Annotated in this window: 14 protein-coding genes, 1 tRNA gene and 3 pseudogenes; 8 read left to right on the forward strand and 10 right to left on the reverse strand. The window is 35.8% G+C overall.

All coding sequences use genetic code 11. The features are described from left to right. The first annotated feature begins 132 nt into the window (after positions 1-132). Entirely contained in the window at positions 133-1,452 is a 1,320-nt protein-coding gene (locus tag IGJ87_RS05640; protein ID WP_002292716.1) for an IS1380 family transposase, read from the forward strand. A 449-nt stretch (positions 1,453-1,901) separates the two neighbouring features. Here IGJ87_RS05640 and IGJ87_RS05645 read toward each other — a convergent pair whose 3' ends face one another. Further along, positions 1,902-2,750, reverse strand: a complete 849-nt coding sequence (locus IGJ87_RS05645) for a MurR/RpiR family transcriptional regulator (RefSeq protein ID WP_002298689.1) — start codon at positions 2,748-2,750, stop codon at positions 1,902-1,904. Between the two features lie 136 nt (positions 2,751-2,886). Here IGJ87_RS05645 and gnd point away from each other — a divergent pair, with 136 nt between their 5' ends. From gnd to IGJ87_RS05660, 3 genes are read left to right on the forward strand one after another with little or no spacing between them, the layout of a single operon-like run. Continuing rightward, positions 2,887-3,789: a phosphogluconate dehydrogenase (NAD(+)-dependent, decarboxylating) gene (gene gnd, locus IGJ87_RS05650; protein ID WP_002325733.1), complete on the forward strand. Its 903-nt coding sequence runs from the start codon at positions 2,887-2,889 to the stop codon at positions 3,787-3,789. A 1-nt stretch (position 3,790) separates the two neighbouring features. Continuing rightward, the gene (locus tag IGJ87_RS05655) at positions 3,791-4,792 is read left to right on the forward strand and encodes a D-isomer specific 2-hydroxyacid dehydrogenase family protein (protein WP_002325732.1); all 1,002 of its coding nucleotides are present in this window, start codon (positions 3,791-3,793) and stop codon (positions 4,790-4,792) included. 8 nt (positions 4,793-4,800) lie between these two features. Then, positions 4,801-5,568, forward strand: a complete 768-nt coding sequence (locus tag IGJ87_RS05660) for an HAD family hydrolase (protein ID WP_002298686.1) — start codon at positions 4,801-4,803, stop codon at positions 5,566-5,568. 206 nt (positions 5,569-5,774) lie between these two features. Here the strand turns inward: IGJ87_RS05660 and IGJ87_RS05665 are convergent, their stop codons facing one another. Then, the gene (locus tag IGJ87_RS05665; protein WP_002318983.1) at positions 5,775-5,924 is read right to left on the reverse strand and encodes a hypothetical protein; all 150 of its coding nucleotides are present in this window, start codon (positions 5,922-5,924) and stop codon (positions 5,775-5,777) included. Between the two features lie 383 nt (positions 5,925-6,307). On the opposite strand from IGJ87_RS05665, the gene IGJ87_RS05670 reads away from it, so the two are divergent. Continuing rightward, positions 6,308-6,508 (forward strand): cold-shock protein, encoded by a 201-nt coding sequence (locus IGJ87_RS05670; RefSeq protein ID WP_002293303.1) that lies wholly within the window; start codon positions 6,308-6,310, stop codon positions 6,506-6,508. A 625-nt stretch (positions 6,509-7,133) separates the two neighbouring features. Here the strand turns inward: IGJ87_RS05670 and IGJ87_RS05675 are convergent. The 5 genes and pseudogenes from IGJ87_RS05675 to IGJ87_RS05695 all read right to left on the reverse strand — a co-directional run bounded on the left by IGJ87_RS05675 (position 7,134) and on the right by IGJ87_RS05695 (position 10,265). Further along, entirely contained in the window at positions 7,134-8,093 is a 960-nt protein-coding gene (locus tag IGJ87_RS05675) for an IS30-like element IS6770 family transposase (protein WP_002293280.1), read from the reverse strand. Between the two features lie 675 nt (positions 8,094-8,768). After that, positions 8,769-9,134: a TIGR02328 family protein gene (locus tag IGJ87_RS05680; protein ID WP_002296662.1), complete on the reverse strand. Its 366-nt coding sequence runs from the start codon at positions 9,132-9,134 to the stop codon at positions 8,769-8,771. 75 nt (positions 9,135-9,209) lie between these two features. Beyond that, the gene (locus IGJ87_RS05685) at positions 9,210-9,455 is read right to left on the reverse strand and encodes a helix-turn-helix domain-containing protein (RefSeq protein ID WP_002298680.1); all 246 of its coding nucleotides are present in this window, start codon (positions 9,453-9,455) and stop codon (positions 9,210-9,212) included. A gap of 69 nt (positions 9,456-9,524) precedes the next feature. Then, positions 9,525-9,778, reverse strand: a pseudogene (locus IGJ87_RS05690) (hypothetical protein). Positions 9,779-9,941: 163 nt separating this feature from the next. Continuing rightward, positions 9,942-10,265: pseudogene (locus IGJ87_RS05695) on the reverse strand (hypothetical protein). A gap of 131 nt (positions 10,266-10,396) precedes the next feature. Here IGJ87_RS05695 and IGJ87_RS05700 point away from each other — a divergent pair. Then, positions 10,397-11,293, forward strand: a pseudogene (locus IGJ87_RS05700) (IS982 family transposase). Positions 11,294-11,460: 167 nt separating this feature from the next. Next, positions 11,461-12,639 (forward strand): IS256-like element ISEf1 family transposase, encoded by a 1,179-nt coding sequence (locus tag IGJ87_RS05705; RefSeq protein ID WP_000997695.1) that lies wholly within the window; start codon positions 11,461-11,463, stop codon positions 12,637-12,639. A gap of 200 nt (positions 12,640-12,839) precedes the next feature. On the opposite strand, the gene IGJ87_RS05710 is transcribed toward IGJ87_RS05705, so the two are convergent. After that, positions 12,840-14,012: an IS256-like element IS1542 family transposase gene (locus IGJ87_RS05710; protein ID WP_002323245.1), complete on the reverse strand. Its 1,173-nt coding sequence runs from the start codon at positions 14,010-14,012 to the stop codon at positions 12,840-12,842. A 154-nt stretch (positions 14,013-14,166) separates the two neighbouring features. Here IGJ87_RS05710 and IGJ87_RS05715 point away from each other — a divergent pair. Next, a tRNA-Ile gene (locus tag IGJ87_RS05715) sits at positions 14,167-14,240 on the forward strand. 386 nt (positions 14,241-14,626) lie between these two features. Here the strand turns inward: IGJ87_RS05715 and IGJ87_RS05720 are convergent. Together IGJ87_RS05720 and IGJ87_RS05725 are read right to left on the reverse strand one after the other, a co-directional pair. Next, entirely contained in the window at positions 14,627-15,124 is a 498-nt protein-coding gene (locus IGJ87_RS05720) for an isochorismatase family cysteine hydrolase (protein WP_002296667.1), read from the reverse strand. Positions 15,125-15,163: 39 nt separating this feature from the next. Then, entirely contained in the window at positions 15,164-15,973 is an 810-nt protein-coding gene (locus tag IGJ87_RS05725; RefSeq protein WP_002298676.1) for a Cof-type HAD-IIB family hydrolase, read from the reverse strand. Between the last annotated feature and the right edge of the window lie 198 nt (positions 15,974-16,171).

Genomic DNA, 16,171 nt, shown 5'->3' on the forward strand with positions numbered 1-16,171 from the left:
TCAAACCGTCTGAAACTGCCTAACAGCAGTCTTCATTTACTTTTTCATTTTCACCTGTTAAGTGATGCAAAAAGAACCCCATTCTGATATGGTAAAGGTGTCGAAACCAACCATAAGAAAGGAGTTCTTCTCATGACTAGCTTACACAAAAACCAGGTAAAATTCAATTCAAATTTGACTATTTCACATACAGGTGGTCGCTTATCGAGTGATTCGGGTTTGGTCTTAGTTAAAGAGGTGATGAATACCTTCGACTTTTCACACGTAGCTAAACAGTGGCTCCATATTAAAGACAAACGTGTTTACTTCACACATGATAACTTAGCGATATTAGAACAACTCATTATGCAGTTAATTGCTGGGTACTCGGCAGACTCATCAGCTAATCTATTAAGACAGGATCCAGTCTTTCAAGCTGTACTCGGTAAAAAAGAGTTGGCCTCACAATCGTCAATCTCACGGTTTTTAGATCGTTTCACCGAGGAGAACATGGATCAACTCCAAGCATTAAATCAGTCGCTGATTGATAAAGCGCGTTTGATTCGCAATGACACCGAGTTAATCATTGATGTCGATTCCACACATTTGGATACCTTTGGACGCCAAGAACAAACAGATTATAATGCCCATTATCAAACCTACGGCTATCACCCATTAGTTGCATTTGACGGATTGACCGGAGATTTCCTAAAAGCTGAACTGCGTTCAGGCAATCAGTACACGTCTAAAGGGGTAAAAGCCTTTATCGACCCGCTGTTACACCACTACAAGAGCACGTTACCTCATACCGAGATATTGGTTCGGGGTGACAGCGGCTTCGCCACACCAGAGGTGTATGAATCTTGTGAAGCAACTGAAAGCCAGTACGTTATCCGATTAAAGAGCAATCGGAGGTTAAGTCAGTTAGCTGAACACTCTGTTCTTTATGGGGATAATAAAAAATGGGAAGACCGAGAAATACAGTATTTTTCACTCCCTTATCAAGCACAATCCTGGTCAAAACCCCGTCGCGTTTGTATTCGATCAATCCGTGAAGCAGGAGAGCTTCTTTTTCACCACGCATTCATTGTGACGAATCTATCCGATAATGTCTCGCCTGAAGTCATATTCTCTCTTTACGGCAAGCGTGGAACAATGGAAAATTTCATCAAAGAAGCGAAATCAGGCTTTTATTTTGACAAAACAGATAGTCCGCGTTTCCTGGAAAATCATGTCAGAATGATGATCAGTGTCCTGGCTTACAACCTCGTCAATTTTTTAAAGACCATTGGATTTGAACAAGTGAATCGGGGGATGACGATTCATTCTATACGATTGACATTGCTTAAAGTTGCCGGAAAACTCGTTAAAACAGGTAGACAAGTCTATCTCAAACTGTCGAGTTATCATGTGTATCAAACTGAATTTTATAAGGTTTTTGAACGCCTACGGCGATCTAGGCAATGGATTTAGGCTAGTTATCGTAAAAATTTTTAACCTATTTTTCCAAGGGGTCAGTCTGCCCTTAAATAGACAAATAATTTTTATTATAGCCTTCTTCCGTATATATCCTGTTCGAAAACACATTATTTTGGAAGAATGTATCTGCCTAATTTAAATGTAGGCACTTTGTTCAAAAAAATAGCTTAAATTTAGAGCTATGAATTATTCAGGTAAGAAACAAAAATAATAAAAAAAAGAAAAGATAAATTTTTTACTACTGTATACTAACTTTGTTATCGCATCTAACAAGTAACTCGAATAATACCAATACAACCTTCTCCAAAGATGCGATGACATACGTTCTAACCCACCGACTATTGATGTTCTGTACCACCCTTGCAGAACCAAAAAAGCCACTACCAAATATTTGGTAGTGGCTTTTTTTGTTTTATGGATTTTTCGCTTTTTATGTTATGGTGCTATTCTTTGATTTCAGAAATCGTATGTCGAACTTTAGCGATAGAACGACGTGATTCTTTTTCGTTGTAAAACATCAAAATCACATATAGAGAGTCCAAAATGCTTAGTTGAGAAATACGGGAAGCTAAAGCTTCAGATCGGAATTCTGTTTCTTCAGAAATAGAAATAAAAACGACATCGCCAAGTTTAGCAAGGGAAGAATTAGCTTGGCTAGTAATAACGATTGTTTTTGCTCCAGTTTTTCTTACGGTTTCAGCAATATGGATTGTTTCTTTTGATTGCCCTGTGTGAGAAATCAAAACAGCACAGTTTTTTTCCGTCAATAAAGAAGCTTCCATCAATTGAATATGGTAATCCGTGCTGTGAGAAGTTGCAATAGGGGAACGCAAAAATTTATGATAAGCGTCAGTTGCTACAATCTCTGAACCGCCAACACCGAAAAAATAGACACGTTTAGATTCATTGATAATAGTAGCCGCTTTTTTTAGATCCTTTTGTTGTAACAACTTTTTTGTGTCATTTAAAGTTGAAATACTAGACTCGAACACCTTTTGCGCCATAGTGAGCTCAGTATCTGTTTTCTGAATATTTTCGTGGATAGAAATAGCAGATAGATCATTTTCTTGGATCAACATGGCCATTTTAAAATCTTTAAATCCATTATAACCAAGTTTTTTTGTAAATTGAAAAAAAGTAGAGTCAGCAATACCTAGTTCACTTGCTAAATTGCTAATCGGACTATGACTTACTTTGCTTGGATTTTCTAAAATATAATCGGCGATAGCCTGTTCTTTTGGGCTGAAGTCGTTGTACATTGTTTTGATTTGTAGTCTTATGGAGACGCTCATGAGAATTCCTCCTTTTCATAATAAGATTATCATTTTTTCCGTTCTCGTTAATGTTAAAAATACAAGGAGAGTAGGAAAAAATCAAACAAAAAATATTTTTTTGTATAATGAGGGTATAAGAGATGGAGGCGCTATCATGGAAATTGGTGTAATTGGTTTGGGAAAAATGGGATTGAATTTAGCTTTAAACTTAAAAGAGCACCATCACAAAGTACAAGGACTCGACATTTCTAGTACAGCTGTTAGTCAGGCAAGAGAAAATGACATTCCTGCTTATCAAGAGATCTCTGAATTTCTAGCTACTTTTGAGCAGAAAAAAATCATCTGGTTAATGCTTCCTGCTGGAGAGATAACCGAAAACATGTTAAGAAAACTTTTTCCAAAACTCGGACCAGGAGACATTATTATTGAAGGCGGAAACTTTTATTATAAAGATTCAATCCGTCGAGCAGAAGAGTTTCAGAAAAATGAAATCGGTTACTTTGGTTGTGGGACTTCTGGAGGAATCGAAGGAGCACGACATCAAGCCTGCTTAATGATTGGAGGAGATAAAGAAACTTTTCTATCCGTGGAACAATTATTCAAAGATGTAGCAATTGAAAGAGGATATCTGTATGCTGGTGCATCCGGAAGCGGACACTTCTTGAAAATGATCCATAATGGAATCGAATATGGAATGATGCAAGCAATCGGTAAAGGATTCCAACTTGTACAAAAAAGTGAGTATGCTTTTGACTTGGAACAAGTCGCACGTGTTTGGAATCATGGTTCGGTGATTCGCGGCTGGCTTATGGAAATCATGGAAGATCAGTTAAACGAACATCCCAATTTAAGTAATTATCGGGGAATCGTTTCTGCATCAGGTGAAGCAAAATGGACGGTTGAAACAGCGCTAGAAATGGCTGTTCCAGTTCCAGTAATTGCAACTAGTTTGTTCATGAGGAATCTTTCACAGGAAGAAGATAGTTTTTCAGCAAAAGTAGTTTCAGCACTAAGAAATGGGTTTGGCGGACATGAAATAGTTGAAAAGGGTGAGTAAAATGCCAGATTATCATATAGCAATCGTTAATTCCAGCAGTTTCGGAAGAGTTTTTCCACACCACTTGGAAAGATTAAAGTCAGTTGGAGACGTTCATTTCTTTACTGTTGATCAAGAGATTCCAGGAAAAGAACTAGCGGAGTTACTTAAAGGATTCAATATCATTATTGCAAGTGTTACGCCATTTTTTCGACGAGATTTTTTTGAAAACAAAGATGAACTGCTATTGATTTCCCGACATGGTATTGGTTACAACAATATTGATTTAAAAGCAGCAAAAGAACACCAGACAATCGTATCTATCATACCTGCTTTAGTTGAACGAAATGCTGTAGCAGAAAATAATATAACTAATTTGTTGTCTATGCTTCGACGCACGACACAAGCACAAGCAAGAGTCAAGGACGATCGATGGGAAGATCGGGCGGAGTTCGTCGGTAGGACGCTGTTTAACAAAACAGTTGGTGTGATTGGTGCAGGAAATACCGGAAGCGGAGTAATCGAAATTTTGCGTAACGGTTTTCGCTGTGATGTTCTAGCTTATGATCCTTACAAATCAGATTTATACATCGAAAGCTTTGGTGCAAAAAAAGTAGAACTTCAAGAATTACTGGAACATCCAGATATCATTTGTTTATGTGCGAATTTGACAGAAGAGAACTATCACATGATTTCTGCTAAAGAAGTCGATCAGATGAAAGAAAATGTTTATCTATCTAATAGTGCAAGAGGCGCTCTAGTTGATGAAGAAGCGATGATTAATGGTCTAAAAAGTGGAAAGATCGCAGGATATGCCACAGATGTTTTAGAAGAAGAACCGGGACGTCAAGATCATCCGTATTTAGCGTTTGAACAAGTAGTGATTACGCCACATATATCGGCCTACACAAGGGAATGTTTAGAAGCAATGGGTGAAAAATGTGTCAGAGATGTCGAACAGATCAGTCAGCACCTTCTTCCTGAACGTTCTGTCCAGACAAAGAGCAACTATATAAAAGGATGATGAAGAAAATGGTGAACGGTTTAAAAGTGAAAATAGGCCCTCAATTTTATTTATATGAAGAAGGTGGTATTTCAAAGCTCTTCATCTTTGATATGGATGGCCTTTTATTAGAAACTGGACGTTTAGCTTATCGTGCTTATGTAAAATCAGCACAAAAGTATGATTATGAAATGCGTAAGGAAGTCTATTATTTACTAACTGGCCAAACAGAAATGGCGATAAGAGAACAAATGGGCATTTTGTACGGAGAAGATGTTCCATATATCAAATGGCGAGAAGCAATCAATCAATATAAAGAAAAAATCGTGAAAGAAGATAAGAGAGTATATACGAAAAAAGGAGCAGAAGAAATTTTATCTTTTGCAAAAGAAAGAGGAATCCATACAATCGTGGCCTCGTCTAATACACGCGAGAAAATAGAAATGTATTTAAGAATGGAAAATCTATACGATTTTTTTGAACAAATCATTTCGGGAGATGACGTGGAAAAAGGAAAACCGGAACCAGAAATCTTTTTGAAAGCTTGTTCAAAAATGAATATTCCTCCAAGTGAAGCACTTGTATTTGAAGACTCGATTGCAGGGATCGAAGCAGCAAGGCGAGCGGGCATTTTGTCTTTTCTCATCAAAGATCATTTGATAGGGTTGCCCGATCATAATGGGAAGCATAAGTTGAAAGTAGATGTAAGTTTATATGAATCCAATAAAGCAGACTATGAATTTTATGACCTGCATCAAGCAAAACGATTTTTAGAAAGTAAAGGGTTGTATCTCTAATAAAGAGGACTATTTTCTAGTCCTCTTTATTTATTGTCCTGCACGACTGAGGGAACAGATGAAAAAGAAGTAATTTTTTATTTTGAAGTATCTACCTTATTTGTAGTGAACAATTTAGAACAAACACAAAACGCATCTACTATTATCTACCAGTAGATGCGTTTAAAGAGAAGAACGAGAATCGTCCATATGAGGGTTTCCACTCCTTATGCAAATTTTTTTAATTCTTGCACTGCTTGTTCGATCGTAACACCTGTCGCTACATGATTGGTATTTTCTTTGTCAAAAACGACAAATAGATTCAAATCTGTATCCAAGGTTACTCGATATTGTATATCTTTGTTATAGAATGTCATAGCCATTCTCCTTTCTTTAAATACTTGCTGAAAGGCAACGAACGCGTTGATAACGAAATTCCATTTATAAGTATACCACCAATTGAAAGGTTTTCATAGTTAAGAAATTTTAAAGTCAAAAAGCAAATAAACAAGAAAACAAAAAATGAATCAAACGCGGTTGTTCAACTTTTTCTTCGATTCGAAGACAATAGAAGACAATGAATTTTATATTTCATTGCATTATCCTTGTGTTATTAGAAAAAGCATGATATATTAAATGAGTAATCTATTTTGAAACGTAATTTGAGCGATATATCTACATAGATAAAACTCCTTTTGCCTATCAAATATTTATTGCAACGAAAAAACGTACATTGATACGTATCAGGAGGAATTTATTTATGAATAACGGTACAGTAAAATGGTTCAACGCAGACAAAGGTTTTGGCTTTATCACTGGTGAAGATGGAAATGATGTATTTGCACATTTCTCAGCTATTCAAGGTGACGGCTTCAAAACTTTAGAAGAAGGCCAAGCAGTGTCTTACGATGTTGAAGATGGTCAACGTGGCCCTCAAGCAACAAACATTGTTAAAGCTTAATAAAAATTGACTTTTAACCGTCTTTTCGAAAGAAAAGACGGTTTTTTTGTACGAAAAAATTCATTGGTCGTTGAATGGGCTGAATAGTAGTGTATAAAACAATTTTGTGGAGCGTGAAGCTTTTATGGTAGAGGAAAATACGAATAAAGTGATGTTGATAAAAAGATTCCTATCTTGAATATGAAACGAGATGTCTTGAAAATGAATGAGTTTGACCAATCATTATCCTATCGAAATTTACAGTTTCGTTCGATTGGTCTGTCAATTAATGAAAAAGTAAAAAAGAATATGTTCTAGGAAGAGGGCGGCACATCTAAATTTTTAAGTAACGGACAGTTCAAATATCAAGCATTGAAAGAGGCTATCCTACTGTTTGAAGGAATACGAGTATATAAAAACGACAAAGAGGAAAAAGTAGTTCATTAAATCCCTTCAAGTGATGAAAGAATGAGATCTAATAAAACCTGATCTTTCATCTGTTTTTTAAATAACGTAATAATTTTTTTGTTTTTTTGTGCTTTCGCCGTTATTGTAAAGTGATTTAGCATTCTTATTTTTTAAAAATAACTGTGTTATATATTAAAAAAGACATAATAGTTATTAATTTTTTTAAAGATATGATTTGTCAAATTAAGCTAGAATAAAATGCTTCTTGTACATAGCTCAAAAATATTTCGATTGGTGTTCTGTAATTCAATGATTTTCTTGGAATATGATTACGTTGATTGCTGACACTGGAAATAAATGTCTGATTCACTTCTCTAAAATCCATTGATTTCGGCAGTCCATTACGACGCAGAATCCCGTTAGAGTTCTCGTTTAATGGGCGTTGAGAAGGTGTTCCAGGGTCCGCAAAATATATATCAATATCATGTTGGTTACTAATGGCTTTCCAGTTAGAAAATTCTTTTCCACAGTCAAACGTAATAGATTTAAAGAAGTTTTTAGGGAAGCGAGAAAACCATTGATTAAGGGCAGTTTCAATATCTAATGCCTTACGGCCGTTGGGTTTAATCGTGATAATGACTTTAGATAATCTTTCAACTAAAGTAATGACGGCACTTTTATGATGAATGCCAACGATCGTATCACCTTCAAGGTGACCAAACTCAGAATTGAAATCAGGATAATTATCAGGTCGATCATGGATTGAGCGCTGATACTGTTGTTTTCCCCGTTTTTCCTGATGGCCATTGGGTTTTCTTTTACCTTTCATCGGTAGTGTGTCAATATCAAATATTCCTTTAGAAAATAAACGATAAAGTGTTCTCATACCGCATGAAACAGGCCTTTCTTTTCGCCCGATAATGACGTCAGGCGTCCAACCAAGAGTGACTTTCTCTTTAATGTAATCTACTTCATGAGCAGGTAATTGAATGACTTTTCTCCCACATTTTTTCTTATTTTCTTTATACTGGTGCCAATAATCAAGAGCAGTCTTGCCTTGCTTGAACTTATTGACTACATTATAAATAGTTTGTATAGCACGTCCCATTCGGTTAGCGATTTCAACCGGCTTATTATGTTGAAGATAATATGATTCTATCATTGTCAGTTCGTCTATGGTAAGATGTTTGTAGGTCATTTATGGTTACACTCCTTTGTTTTCTTTCGTCGGAAATACAATTTGAGTGTACCATAAATGCCTTTTTATTTTTCTAACTTAATTTTACAATTCGCGAGAATATTTAGAAATTATTAATTTTCGTCTGAAAACAAAAAAGAAAGCGTTATTATTTTAGTCTATTTTCAGGGGGGTAACCTTATGATAAAAAAACTATTTTTACTATCAATATTAACGCTAGCAATGGCAGGTTGTTCTGACTCTGGCTTAGCAACTGAACTGATCACAAAATCAACTGAAGCCACGACAGAGGAGTTAAAATGTGGAAACGATCACAGTGACTATAGAGGCTTAAATCGTCGATGCATGGGAATATTAGGCAGAAGCAATTGTAAGCATCGATGTAGTAATCGAAGAAGGTGTAGAAGAAGCAACAGAAAAATCAAAAGAAAGATCAAAAGAAGCAAACTGTGCTGTGCATCGTATGCAGACGTCGAAGATGCGGTACCTTTAAACCACGTCAGGAGATGTTCATTTATGTCTAGGAAAGCTGGCGATGAACCAAAACTAGAGTACGCTTTTAGTTTTGCACGTGAGGATGAAGATAACCCTAAAACTTACGACATTTTAGCTTGATCTAAGATGGTTAAAGCTTTTTAATGAAGTAAGAGGAGATAGAAGGCTTTTCTAGTTATATTAGGTAAGATAAATTCCTTTTTGCTCCAAATTTGCTAAACATTCTGCTAGATAAACTTCATCGTGTTCCGGATAAATCGGCACGTTGCGCTCTACAGTAGGTAAATCAAAAAATGCTTCGCATGATTTGCCACGATACATAGGATTTTTCCACTCTGGTGCTGGGCTGTAACCACGTTTTTCCATTTCATCCATGACAAGCTGATGATATTGGAATAATCTATAAGGAGAATAGTGAAAAACATAATCCACAGTAGCATGTTTCTTTCCCCAGCCATTTCCTCTTAATGCACAGCATTCCCGATGTTGTCCTAAAAGCTGTTGACGAGGAAGCTTTGAAATCAATTTTTCATGCCATAATCGCATAGAAATATCTCCTTTATATATAGATTGTTAACTTTAGACGTTAAATGAAAAAACCAGCACCAAGGCTGGAAAAAATCACTTAAGTCTGCTTGCTGTTTCTGAGCGACCAATTAGGTAATCAACGGAAATATCGTAAAAGTCAGCGATATAGATTAATTCAATGATGCTTGGAATTTCTTCTCCTTCTTCGTACTTACGATATTTGAATAAAGGAATACTTAACGCGTTAGAAACAGCTACTTGAGATAAAGATCGGCCAGTTCTTAAGAAATTCAGACGACAACGTAAAGTATCCAGTAAAATAGTTTCTTCGATACTCATTTAATCACCTTTCATTATAGTAGAATAGTTATAATGACTATAGAAAGCTACACATGCAATCAATAGTACTCAATGTTTTTTATTTAAACGTATCAAATAAAGAATGACGATCAATAAAGACAAAACCAGTCCTGATAATTCTTCTATAAAAACACTATCGGGTTCAAAGTAGTTGTAATTAAAAACTTTCCACATAAAGTAGATAGCCGGAAGAGTCAAAATAGCTAAATAAAACCGTTCTTTGTTCAATTCATAAGATAAACAATACTTGCGACCAGTGCGACCGCAGGCACCCAAAACAAAACTCTCACCAACGTAATCATGTAACGGACTCCTCAACGATTCATATAATAAAAGATAACATGTTATTGCATACATCACAAATGAAATGCTAGGAAAATAAAAGAAGAATAGATCAATGAAAAATGAAAAAGCAGAACAGTTTTCTGCTGATAAGCAGGAACTGTTCCGCTGAATGTGTCTTATCTATCGAGAAAAAATCAATGGATTGATATCTAAGTAATTCAATACATATAAAAAGAGGACGATCGCATTCACTAAAAAGGAAAGAATGATGATCCCATAGCGAATGGAAACATATTTAACAAATACTTTTGTTTGAATACGGGCATATCTTTTTCCTTTATAGCTGAGCATCATGACAAGAAGCAAAAGGGTAATCACACCTTGAAAAACCATTCCAATAAACAGAATTCCTTAGGTTTGATAATTTAATTGGAGAAAATAAGCTGCTGCCGCAACTAAATCGAATAAAATCGCAATAAATGGCAAAATAATCACTCCTAACATTGAGAATAAATAAAAGAATAACCCGTGGTGCTAGTTAATTTTTTCCTAGAGGAAAATGTCTAAACATGTTGGTAAATCAACAAAAAAACGCATATAGTAGTCTCAAAACTCCCAAGAAATGAGGACTACATATGCGTTCATCAAAATATACTGAACATTATACAGATACTTTTATAACATTCAAGGAAATTATGAGAACTGTTTCTAACATATACCACAATTGTGTACCAGATAAGATTAAAAACCGAAGAAATACTGATCAACTGAAGCAACGCGATACAGTGATTATTGCTTGTGTTGTATGGGGCATAATTAATGGCTATACTAGCCAAAGAGCCACGTATAGAGCGGTTTGTTCCGTCTTATTTCCTAATGGTGACTTTCCTAGTAGGAGTCGATTCACTCGCTTAAGTTCAAACTTAGCTTACACTATCAAGATTATTCGATACTTTTTCATCAAGAAGCTCACCAAAGGTGAACTAGTCGGAATTATAGATAGTTTTCCTAATCCATTATGTAAACCAGTTAGAAATAGACAAGCAAAACTATTGAATCACATAGCCAAAGTTGGCTATAACTCAACAAAAAAATCTTATTTTTATGGTCTTAAAATTCATATGATCGTTACTAAGACTGGCTTTCCGATTACTTACTCAATCACGAATCCAGGTGTCCATGACGTGAAAGTGTTAGAGACTAGCGAATCTTCCCAATATCCTAGGGACAGAGGATATATTAGCCATAAAATCCATGAAAAGCTTGCCCTTAAGGGCATTACTATATCCGTTCCGCCACGTAAAAACATGGATAAATCATAAAAACTAGACCACAGCTTACTTGGAAAACAAAGAAAAACAGTTGAGACTGTTTTTTCTTCCTTAGAAAAATTAGGTTGTCAAAATTTCAACTCACGTTCTGTTAAAGGGCTAGAGAGTAGATTTGAAAGCATATTACTGGCTTACAGTGTTCTATTAAGTCGAGCACAACGACGTTTTGAAGGAACTTTGAGATATTCTTTAGGATATTAAAATTAACTAGCACCACGGGTAAAAGAATAACATTTTTTCTAAAATAAGCAAGTAAAAATTGAGAGTATAAAATATTTTGTGTAAATGAAAAAATCCATACAAAAAAGGAAGTCCCTTCTGTAGAATAAAGTTAACGACAACCAATTCACAGAAAAGAGGACTTCCCTATGAATGATTTTACTACAGAAATTGTGCAAACTCTAGTCACTAAAGGCGATTTAAATGAATTATTCCGTTCGCACTTAGAAAAAGCGATAAACACACTCCTACGGACTGAATTAACGGCTTTTTTAGATTACGAAAAATATGATCGCACTGGTTTTAATTCAGGTAATTCGAGAAACGGTTCTTACTTTCGATCAATCAAAACCGAATATGGTGAATTAACATTGGAAATACCTAGAGATCGTAATGGTGAGTTTAAACAACAAACTTTACCAGCCTACAAAAGAACAAACGATACATTGGAAACCACTATTATCCATTTATTCGAAAAAGGCGTTACGATGTCTGAAATTGCTGATTTGATCGAAAAAATGTACGGTCATCACTATACTCCACAAACCATGTCCAACATGACTAAAGTTCTGACTGAAGAAGTAAATGCCTTTAAATCCAGAGCCTTAAATGATAAGTATGTCGCTATTTTTATGGACGCTACTTACATTCCACTAAAACGTCAAACTGTATCCAAAGAAGCGATTTATATTGCCATTGGTATACGAGAAGACGGCACTAAAGAAGTACTGAGTTATGCGATTGCTCCAACTGAATCAACATACGTTTGGAATGAGCTGCTACAGGATATTAACTCCAGAGGAGTTCAAGAAGTCTTGCTTTTTATTACGGACGGCTTAAAAGGCATGAAAGATACTATCCATCAAATTTATCCTAAAGCAAAATATCAGCATTGTTGTATCCATGTATCTCGTAATATCGCTCATAAAGTACGTGTCAAAGACCGAAAAGAAATCTGTGATGACTTTAAGGCTGTTTATCAAGCTAACTCAAAAGAAGAAGCGAATACCTTCTTATCCGGCATGATTGAGAAATGGAAGAAAAACTATCCTAAAGTGACGCAGTCACTCATAGAAAACCAAGACTTATTAACTTTTTATGATTTTCCACCTAGCATTCGTAGAACCATTTACTCAACCAATCTAATCGAGTCTTTCAATAAGCAAATTAAAAGATACAGCCGTAGAAAAGAGCAGTTTCAAAATGAAGAATCACTAGAACGCTTTCTAGTCAGCATTTTTGATACATACAATCAAAAATTTCTAAACAGAAGCCATAAAGGTTTTCAACAGGTAACCGATACATTAGTTTCAATGTTTACTGAGTAACTAATTATTTTGCAGGAGGACAATTTATTTACACAAAATTATTGACGCTCCCTAAAAATTAAAGTAACAAAATAGTTGTGAAACAAGTAAAAGAAATAAGAATAACAATATTATTTTACTTATATTTTGAAACTTGTGAGAGTTTGTCAAGTCAAGTCCATAATCCTGTGTAAAATACTATACAATGTTTTACCGGTCTCTCATTGATCAAACTTAATATATTTTCTTGTAGAACTGAGCCATTCGTCATGAAGGTCCATAAGGACAGCTCCAATTAATCGATTGGCAGACGTTCGGTTGGGAAAAATCCGAATAATCTTTTCTCTTCTGCGGACTTCCTGGTTCAGTCGTTCAAGAAGGTTGGTGCTTTTTAGCCGATTATGACTATTTCCGATAACCGTGTATTGAAAGGCATCTTCGAAGCCATTATCCAATATTTCGCAGGCTTTTGTATATTTAGGCTGGTCGATATATTCACCGACTAAGGCATTCTTAGCTGTTCGAGCGAGTTCAATATCCGTAAACTTAAAGATCGCTTTTACTGCTTCTCTAAACGGTTTTGAATTCTTTTTTGGAATGGAACTGAAGATGTTTCTTAAAAAATGGACCTGGCATCTCTGCCAACTTGCGTTGGTAAATGACTTACGAATCGCAGACACTAGGCCTTTATGGGCATCAGAAATGATGAGTTCTGTCCCCTTTAGGCCGCGTTCTTTTAAGTATTCAAAGAAGATGGACCATGTGTCATCACTTTCTTCATTTTGAATCATGAAGCCAATGATTTCACGGTCGCCACCTTCTGTTATCCCGATCGCAATATGGCAGCTTTTAGAAAGCACTCGATGGTCCTCACGGACTTTTATGTAGAGAACATCAGTCATCAGATAAGGATAATTCGTACCTGAGAGTGAACGGTTCTGCCATTCGTTGACCATCGGGTCTAACTGCTCAGTCAGGCTAGAAACAAAAGATTTCGATACAGATTTTCCACATAGCTCTTCAACAATCTTTGAAACTTTACGTGTCGAAACGCCCGAAACATACATCTCAAGCATTGAAGCGAGCAGTGCCTTTTCATTTCGCTGATAACGCTCAAACACCGTCGGTGAAAATTCACCATCACGTGTTCTAGGCACTTTTAATTCGAGTGTACCCACACGAGTCGTAAAGTCTCGCTCATAATAGCCATTTCTTTGACTCTGACGACTTTCTGAACGTTCATAGTCATCGGCTTGAATATATTCTGTTCGTTGATTTTCCATCAATTGGTTGAAAACAGTGGTTAAAATATTTTTAGAAACATCATCTTTTACCGAATGTTCAATAATACTTTGAACCTCTTCGTTGTTCAGTGTAAAATGTACTTGGGTCATGTAACGTCCTCCTGGGTATGTTTTTGTGGTTAAAAACATTGTACCGTAAAAGGGCTGTTACATGGCCTTTTATCTTTTACACAATTATATGGACTTTATCGTTTGTCATTCGTACTATAGTTGAAAAGTAACAAAAATAAATTTTATTTATGATGTACCTTTAGCTCAGTTGGTTAGAGCAGACGGCTCATAACCGTCCGGTCGTAGGTTCGAGTCCTACAAGGTACATAAGAGGTTGTGAAAAAGCTGCCCTGCATCAAGTAATAAGAACAGCCAAGTAAAAACAGCTTCTTATGTTTTTTACTTGGCTGGACTTATTACTGCAGATGCAAGCTTTTGAATACCGTTTAAGGAAGAGGTTGTGAAATCAGCGTTTTGACCCTCGGTATTAGCTCAACAAACGGAAAAATAGTTCCTCATATTTTGCCGTTTGTTGAGCTAATACCGAGGGTCAGCTGATTGAACACCATTTAAGAAAGAGGTCGTGAGCCTGCCGTTTAACTCTGTGTCATAAAAAAGCCAATCTACTTTGATAAAAAAAGCACGTAGGACTAAAACAGTTCTGCGTGCTTTTTTTATTGTGTGCTAAATATCGTAAATGAAGATAGATATTTTTATGATTCGACGATAGAGACGTTGAAATCTTTCAACAGCTCTAAAGCGGATTCTCCGTGTTTTCTACTGGAGACTAACATTGGATCAACAAAAAAGTCTGCTTCAGGAAAAGCACTCTGCAGGCCTATCAGATTAGAGAGTACACACAAGTTTGTTTCAATCCCGACTACTTCGATCTCTTTTTGTTCTTCTTTGCTTTCAAATAAAGTTTCCTGGATTTCAGCTAAAGTTTCAGGTGGAATCGTAAAGTAATACTTTTTAATCACTCGTTCATTTTCTTGTGGAGAAAGAAGAGGGATCAATTGCAAATCTTCTCGTTCTTCTTCTTTGTCCTTCAGTTCAACTGGAATATCCCGTGTGAAGAGAATATATTCATTATTTTGGCGTGCTTTAGCTAATCTTTGAGCAATACGTTCTGCCAATTGATCTGACTCTGGAATATAAAATTCGCTGTTTGGATCAAGAATATGATTTTGCATATCAATAATAACTAACATTTTCTTTCCTCCTACATTCATATCGTCATTTTTTTATTTTCAATAGAAGTTTTTTAAAATATAAGCAACACCAGCTTCTTCATTCGTCAGCGTTACTTGGTTTGCAATTTCTTTTACTTGCCGCTGTGCATTCCCCATCGCAATACTCAACCCGCTGTAATTCAACATAGCAATGTCGTTTTCTTGATCGCCAAAAGCCATGATGTCACCCGATTCGATTCCAAGGTAATCCGCCAGAAAAACAAGTGAATGAGCTTTAGTGATACCTGTAGGCGTGATTTCTAAGAAATGCGGATCAGAGAATACTGATTGGATACCATCTGCTTGCAGATCTCTTTGTAGCTTCTGTAGTTTTTCTTCACTCTTATCTGTTAATGCTAATTTAAGATAGCTAAGAGAAGGATCTTCCAACATATTTAAAATTTGATCAAAAGAATGGTTCTGCAAATTGAAATGTTCATAATAAGGGTCATCTTTGACTAGATTTGATTCATCGAATGTCAGCTGATCATCTTGGGTTTCTCGGCTAGCAATGATGGATATTTTCGCTTCTTGAGCATAGAAGAAGGCTTTTCTCAGTGTATCGCTATCTATTTTTGAACGTCTGAGAACTTTCGCCATTTTTCCATCCTTCATTTCAGCAATCAGTGAACCATTGGAAGAAATCAAATAGCCACCGATTCCTAATTCGGAAAAAATATCTTTAGCAGAAATGCTGTTCCTTCCGGTAGCGACGGTTACGATTCCGCCATTTTCATCAAATTTCCGAAGTGCTTGGATATTTTCTTCTGGTATCTTTCCATTTCGATCAAGTAAGGTACCGTCTAAATCAATCGCTGCTAGTTTCATTTTATCTTCCTACTTTCTTTTTACATATCTAATTTCCTGTTACCTTAAGATTAAATGAGAATTTAAAAAAATGAAACTAACTTGCTTTGTCATTATGAATTTTTTCAAAAAACATTCTTAAGAAAAAGGTGGCTATATATAGTAGTTTTTGGTCAATACCTTTGAATAAAAAGCCATGAAAAACGAATAGTTAGCGCT

This window comes from Enterococcus sp. DIV1411a (assembly GCF_050531945.1).
Classification (GTDB): Bacteria; Bacillota; Bacilli; order Lactobacillales; family Enterococcaceae; genus Enterococcus_B; species Enterococcus_B faecium.